At 34.1% G+C, this 3,091-nt stretch carries 2 protein-coding genes and 1 pseudogene; 1 reads left to right on the forward strand and 2 read right to left on the reverse strand.

Going from position 1 to position 3,091, the window contains the following annotated elements:
* Nucleotides 1-193: 193 nt before the first annotated feature.
* A complete protein-coding gene (gene recO / locus OZD66_RS00445) occupies nucleotides 194-916 on the reverse strand; it encodes a DNA repair protein RecO (protein WP_182366507.1) in 723 nt (240 codons plus the stop codon).
* Nucleotides 917-1,123: 207 nt separating this feature from the next.
* A pseudogene (locus tag OZD66_RS00450) lies at nucleotides 1,124-2,147 on the reverse strand (PDDEXK nuclease domain-containing protein).
* A gap of 172 nt (nucleotides 2,148-2,319) precedes the next feature.
* Between OZD66_RS00450 and OZD66_RS00460 the strand changes: the two are divergent.
* Nucleotides 2,320-2,940 carry a hypothetical protein gene (locus OZD66_RS00460; protein ID WP_182366510.1) on the forward strand — a complete coding sequence of 207 codons (621 nt, stop codon included), beginning with the start codon at nucleotides 2,320-2,322 and terminating at the stop codon, nucleotides 2,938-2,940.
* Nucleotides 2,941-3,091 lie beyond the last annotated feature (151 nt).

Consider the following 3,091-nt stretch of genomic DNA (forward strand, 5'->3'; position numbering starts at 1 on the left):
TCATAACTATATGCTGCTGGCATGCTTACCATCACTACTATAAATCCATATCTTACCTTTTTTGGACTATTATGAGAAGTGCTATACCTTCAAAAATGAATGTTTGTACAGCTATGGAATGAATCGCGGTATGACGTGTTGCTTGGGTTAGCTATAGATTTCTGAAATGATTTCAAAAAAATGATAACTAAGATTAAAGCGACAACATGAGGTTTCTCAGCTCTGGAAATTTCACGTTTAACTGCAAAAATAGATACTTATTTAAAAAATATCCTGTGACTTTCAGTCCTAACTGAAATTCTTGGAATGAGTAGCTGTTTTGTAGGGTATTATTGTATACATCATGCAACATTTGTGGAAAAGGTAGGAGTTTATCTGCATAATAATCTCCTACTTTTTTTGACACTGCTCTACCAGTTTTTGGAGAAATAAATTGCAGATTTTCCTTAACACCTGTTACAGCGCATTTGGATAAGTCTAACTTGAATCCCAATTGCGTAAGAAGCAGAAGCTCTAAGTTAAGATAATGGCTTTGCCAAGACTGATTGTTGTGTTTAATTACATCGATGAAATATCGAAAATTGTCATACAGCATGGCACAGGGTTCACTTTCTGGAAGCACTTTTTCTAAAATAGAGGAGAAAGAAACAATAGTAATGCTTTTTAACCTATCTTGAAAGAAATGATGGAATGGAGATTCGATTAATTCGCACTTAAAAAAACCTAGATTTTCAGGTAACTTAGCACTCCATTCTGCATGTAATAGATTACTTATCTGAAACTTATAATTGCTATTGTTTGTTAGCTTAGTTAATCCCCTGCGCTTTCCATGATTTTTTGTAAACAGAGAGAGAATTAAGTGTTTATCGCCGTATTTTTTAGCAGCTATAATGATGCCTTCATCTTTCCATCTCATTTAGAGTATATTGACCGTATGATATTATAGGATAGTACACCTAGAGCTTGTAATCCATAAAAATCACTTACTCCGTTACTGTCTGCTTCCAAAGTTTCAAGGCTATGAGAGAGTAAGGTATTGGCTGCCACCCTTCTTCCTGAGCCTCCATGCTGAGCTTTTGGTTTTTGGTTTGCTAAATAATTGTTTGAATGATTTTAGTAACCATTACTTTTCCTTATCTGAAATTTTGGATAATTCAGCTTCTAATTCTTCTATCGTCGGTAAAGCTGTTTTTATGTTCTCTGGTAGATTTTCAGTTATTCGATATTCCGCTAATCCTATTGGTTTATTTATGTCTTTGAGTGTATATTTAGCAAGTACATCGTCTTTAGATTTACATAAGATTAACCCTATAGAAGGTTGATCTGTCGAGTGCTTCAGTAAATCATCAACTGCAGAAAGATAAAAATTCATTTTACCAGCATATTCCGGCTTAAAATCCTTATCTTTTAGTTCAATCACTACGAAGCAACGTAACTTTAAATGATAGAATAATAAATCAATATAAAAGTCTTTATTACCAACATCTAAATGAAATTGTCTACCAACAAATGCAAATCCTTCACCGAGTTCTAACAGAAATTTTTCCATATGCCCTACGAGTCCTTTTTCTACTTCTCTTTCATGAGCATCCTTACCTATACTTAAAAAATCAAAAATATACGGATCTTTTAATGTGTAATGTGCTAGATCGGATTGTGGAGATGGTAATTTTTCTTTAAAATTAGTTATTGCTTTTCCTTGACGTTTATGTAGTCCAAGTTCTATCTGCATCACCATAATGTTACGTGACCAGCCATGTTCAATAGCTTTTTTTACATAAAATAATCTTATTTCATGACTTTCTATTTTTTCCAAAAGAGTGATATTGTGATACCAAGTTAATTGTGCAAGAGGCTCCTGCACAAATTCAACATCAGGATATTCTTCGGCAAACTTACGCATATACTTCAGATTTCTCATGCTAAAGCCTTTCATTTCTGGAAATGTACTTCTCAAATCCTTACTTAATTGATCAATTACCTTAGCTCCCCAGATTTTGGCGTTTTAGGATCTCTGTACCAATATGGTGGTAAAGCAAAATAAGCTTACTATTTACTGCAAGTGCTGCTTTATAACGGTTTGTTGCAATATGATCCTTCAACTGCTCTAAAAATTCTGTATATTCTTTTGCTATAATTTTTGTCATACGGTTCCTTTTAATCCATTATACAATTCCTTTGTCTGTCGAGAAGACAATCTTTCGCTTGCCTTCAGCTTTGAAGGGATTCCTTATTGACTTCAAACTCGTCCATCAACTAAAATATATTGACTTTACGTGCAATATTAGCTTTAAACCAGTAAAACAAGCTGCTTAACATATGCGTTTTTTCTATTCGAATTATATTCTTTTTTTGTCTTTATGTTGTTTTTTGCTTTTTTCGTTATCTTCAACAAAAGCCCAAACGAATGATACGTTAGCTGTTCCTATACCACAAAGGAAAAAAGAAATAGTTGAGCACACTGTTGTAGCACAACCGAGGCAAATTATCGAAATGCAAGAAGAAGTCATTATTAACGAGGGTAAAGAATTCATTCCAATTCCAAAAAGAAAAAAAAGTGTAGAGAAAAAACTAAGAAGGGATGTTAGAGGGGCAAAAAATGAAATAGGAAACGAAAAAAGCGTTGAGAGTAAAAAGGATGAATTAGTTGTAACAGAAATTATTAACTCTATAAGAGACAAGCTCACAAAATGCTGGAGCATTCCTGAAAGCGTAGCTTACAAAGAAAATTTTAATGCAAAAATTAACTTATTATTGTCCAGTCAAGGCGAGATAATTATGGCCGATGTAGCAGACAGTGATTCCTATCGAAATAATCCACTTTTCAGGTCGATAGCAGATAACGCAATGCGTGCAGTATATAAATGTAGCCCATTGACCGGCTTGCCTACTCAGCACCACCACATTTGGCGTGAAGTAACACTAGATTTTATTCTATAGCTAAAGTAATTCTATAATTTAATAAGCCCACTGTATCCGTTCAGGATAGCAGCAAGGTAGTATAACCATAGAGTAAAAGTGAGTTTACAACAAATGGTGTCATCCCAGTGCTTGACACTGGGATGGCTTTGTTGCATCGCTCAAGTGAAAA

The sequence above is a fragment of the Wolbachia endosymbiont of Drosophila baimaii genome (assembly GCF_028982185.1).
Taxonomy (GTDB): Bacteria; Pseudomonadota; Alphaproteobacteria; order Rickettsiales; family Anaplasmataceae; genus Wolbachia; species Wolbachia pipientis.

Excerpts from the sequence above, each read along its gene's own strand:
- recO (WP_182366507.1), bottom strand. The coding sequence starts at position 916 with ATGAGATGGAAAGATGAAGGCATCATTATAGCTGCTAAAAAATACGGC.
- OZD66_RS00460 (WP_182366510.1), top strand. The coding sequence starts at position 2,320 with ATGCGTTTTTTCTATTCGAATTATATTCTTTTTTTGTCTTTATGTTGT.